The organism is Kineococcus esterisolvens (assembly GCF_050871405.1).
Lineage (GTDB): Bacteria > Actinomycetota > Actinomycetes > Actinomycetales > Kineococcaceae > Kineococcus.
The window spans coordinates 1-3,094 of sequence record NZ_JBJLRI010000137.1 but is presented as its reverse complement, the minus strand read 5'-3'; the positions used below and the strand labels follow the sequence as shown (position 1 = coordinate 3,094).

2 protein-coding genes and 1 other RNA gene are annotated in these 3,094 nt (G+C 75.2%); 2 read left to right on the top strand and 1 reads right to left on the bottom strand.

Annotation, left to right across the window (positions count from 1 at the left end):
• Positions 1 to 47: 47 nt before the first annotated feature.
• Positions 48 to 362: RNase P RNA component class A (rnpB, locus tag ACRYR8_RS21050), an RNA gene on the bottom strand.
• Positions 363 to 438: 76 nt separating this feature from the next.
• Here rnpB and ACRYR8_RS21045 point away from each other — a divergent pair.
• Both ACRYR8_RS21045 and ACRYR8_RS21040 read left to right on the top strand, forming a co-directional pair.
• On the top strand, positions 439 to 1,182 hold the full coding sequence (locus ACRYR8_RS21045; RefSeq protein ID WP_432486164.1) for a YaaA family protein: 744 nt from the start codon (positions 439 to 441) through the stop codon (positions 1,180 to 1,182).
• Positions 1,183 to 1,256: 74 nt separating this feature from the next.
• Positions 1,257 to 3,050: a bifunctional metallophosphatase/5'-nucleotidase gene (locus tag ACRYR8_RS21040; RefSeq protein WP_432486165.1), complete on the top strand. Its 1,794-nt coding sequence runs from the start codon at positions 1,257 to 1,259 to the stop codon at positions 3,048 to 3,050.
• The last annotated feature ends 44 nt before the right edge of the window (positions 3,051 to 3,094 follow it).

The following is a 3,094-nucleotide window of genomic DNA, read 5'->3' as shown; positions in this document are numbered from 1 at the left end:
GGGGGGGCGGCGGGGCGCGGCCGCCGCCCCCCCCCCCCCCCCCCGGCGGCGGCCATCCCTCTCGGACGTGCGTCGCCGCACGCCTCCAGCGACCTACCCGGCAGCTCGGGCGGGCCACCCTCGAACGCTGCCTGTCTGGTCTTGCTCCGGGTGGGGTTTACCTAGCCGCACCGGTCACCCGGTGCGCTGGTGGTCTCTTGCACCACCGTTTCACCCTTACCGCCCCGGCTCGCGCCGGGGAGGCGGTCTGCTTTCTGTGGCACTGTCCCGCGGGTCACCCCGGGTGGGCGTTACCCACCACCCTGCCCTGTGGAGTCCGGACTTTCCTCGGCGGCCCGGTCGCCCGGGCCGACGCGACCGCCCGGCCGACTCGTCCACCACGAGGGTAGCGCCACCCGGGGCCCTGTCCGCGCACCCGCGCACCTAGGCTGCCTCCCCGTGCTCGTGCTGCTGCCCCCCTCGGAGTCGAAGTGGGCGGGGCCGGCTCGCGGCGCTCCCGTGCGGCTGGGCGCGCTGAGCGCGCCGGAGCTGACCGCGGCCCGCGAGCACGTCCTGGACGCGCTGGTGGAGGTCTCCGCCCGGCCCGACGCGCCGGCCGTGCTGGGAGCCGGGGCGGGCCTGGCCGACGTGGTGCGCGCGAACACGACGCTGCGCACCCGGCCCGCCGCACCGGCTGCGCGCGTCTACACCGGTGTGCTGTTCGACGCCCTGGACCTGCCGTCGCTGCGGCCGGCCGCTGCGCGGCGCGTGCTGGTCGTTTCGGCGCTGTGGGGCCTGCTGCGGCCGCGCGACCGGGTGCCCGGCTACCGGCTCTCGATGGGCACCGAACTGCCGGGCGTGGGGCCGCTGGCGCCGTTCTGGCGGCCGCACCTGCAGCGGGCGCTGCAGCCGGCGGGGGTGGTGGTGGACTGCCGCTCCGCGGCCTACGCGGCGGCGTGGGCGCCCGACGCGGCCACGGCGGAGCGCACCGTGGCGGTGCGCGTGCTGCGCGACGGCAGGGTCGTCTCGCACGCGGCCAAGCACACCCGCGGGCTGCTGGCGCGTCACCTGCTGACCCGGCCGGGCCGGGTGCCGCGCACGCCCGGGACCCTGCTGGACGCCGCGTGCGAGGCGTTCGTGGCGAAGCTGCTGGAGCCGGCGCGGCTCGGGGGGACGTGGACGCTGGAGGTCGAGGCGCCATGACGGGTGGGGCAGCTGTGACCGGTGTGACACCGCGGCGTCACCTGCTCGACACCTGAGGACGCTGAGGTGTCCCCATGCACCTTCCCCCCACCCCCGGGCGCCGCGGTCGCCGCACCGCCGCCTCGAGCGCCGCCGCCCTCCTGGTCGGCCTCGGCACCGCCGCGGGCGCGGGCAGCGCCGCCGCCGCCCCCGTCCCGCCCTCCATCACGCTCGTGTCCATGACGGACGTGCACGGCCACGTCCTGGACTGGGACTACTTCGCCGGAGCCCCCTACGCCGAGGGGCAGGGCCTGGGTCTGGCGCGCGTGTCCACCGCCGTGGACCGCGTGCGCGCCGAGCGCGGCGCCGACTCCACCCTCGTGGTCGACAACGGCGACGCCATCCAGGGCACCCCGCTGACCTACTACTACGCCCGCCAGGAACCGGTCACCGCCACCGGCGTCGAGCACCCGATGGCCCAGGCCTACGACGCCATCGGCATCGACGCCCAGGTCGTCGGCAACCACGAGTTCAACTACGGCATGGACACCCTGGCGAAGTACCGCCTGGACCTGGACGCCCCGCTGCTGGGGGCCAACGTCGTCGACGAGCGCACCGGCACGCCGTACCTGCGCCCGTGGGTGCTGCGGGACGTGGAGCCCACCGGCGGCGGGGAGGCCGTCACCGTCGGCATCCTCGGCCTGACCACCCCCGGCTCGGCCGTGTGGGACAAGCAGAACGTCGAGGGGCAGCTCACCTTCGAGGACATGGTCGCCACCGCGCAGCAGGAGGTGCCGCGCATGAAGGCCGCCGGCGCCGACCTGGTGGTCGTGCTCTCGCACTCCGGCCGCTCCGGTGAGTCCTCCTACAGCGAGGAGGACCTCGCGGCGGAGAACGTCAGCGACCGCATCGCCGCCGAGGTGGCCGACGTGGACGTCGTCGTCGCCGGGCACAGCCACCAGGACCTGCCCGAGGCGTGGGTGGACTCGACCGCCACCCCCGGCGAGCGGGTGTTGGTCACCCAGCCGTACCGCTGGGGGGCTTCGGTGACCGTCAGCCAGCTGGAGCTGCGCGAGGCGGACGGCGAGTACTCCCTCGCCGGCGCCGACGTCCAGGAGGTCCGGGCCGCCGACGTGCCCGAGGACCCCGAGATCGTCGAGGTGGTCGCCGAGGAGCACCGCAAGACCGTCGACTACGTCAACCAGGTCGTCGCCACCTCGACCGAGGAGCTGCCGGCCACCGAGTCGCGCTGGCGCGACACCCCGCTCATCGACTTCATCCAGCAGGTGCAGACCGACACGGTGCGCGAGGCGATCGCCGGCACTCCGGACGCGGACCTGCCGGTGCTGTCGATCGCCGCGCCGTTCAGCCGCACCGCGGTGTTCCCGCAGGGCGAGGTCACCGTCAAGGACGTCGCCGGGCTGTACGTGTACGACAACACGCTGCAGGCCGTGCGGATGACCGGCGCTCAGGTGCGCGACTACCTGGAGAAGGCCGCGGAGTACTACGCCAGCGTCCCGCCGGGCGACCCGGCGGCGCCGGAGTCCCTGGCCACCGGCGAGGTGCCGGACTACAACCTCGACCAGCTCGCGGGCGTGGAGTACGAGCTGGACCTGGCCCAGCCGGCCGGCTCGCGCGTGGCGTCCCTGACGCTGGAGGGCACCCCCGTGGCCGACGAGCAGGAGTTCGTCGTCGCGGTGAACAACTACCGCCGTTCCGGCGGGGGCGGGTTCCCGCACATCGCCGAGGCCCCCGTCGTCTACGACGAGCAGGCGGAGATCCGCCAGCTGCTCATCGACCGTGCGCAGGCCACCGGCACCATCGACCCGGCGGACTTCGCGGTGGAGAACTGGTGGCTCACCGCGGGCGGCGAGCGCCTGTTCGGCTGAGGCACCGGGAACGGCTCGGGCCCCGGGTGCGTCGCACCCGGGGC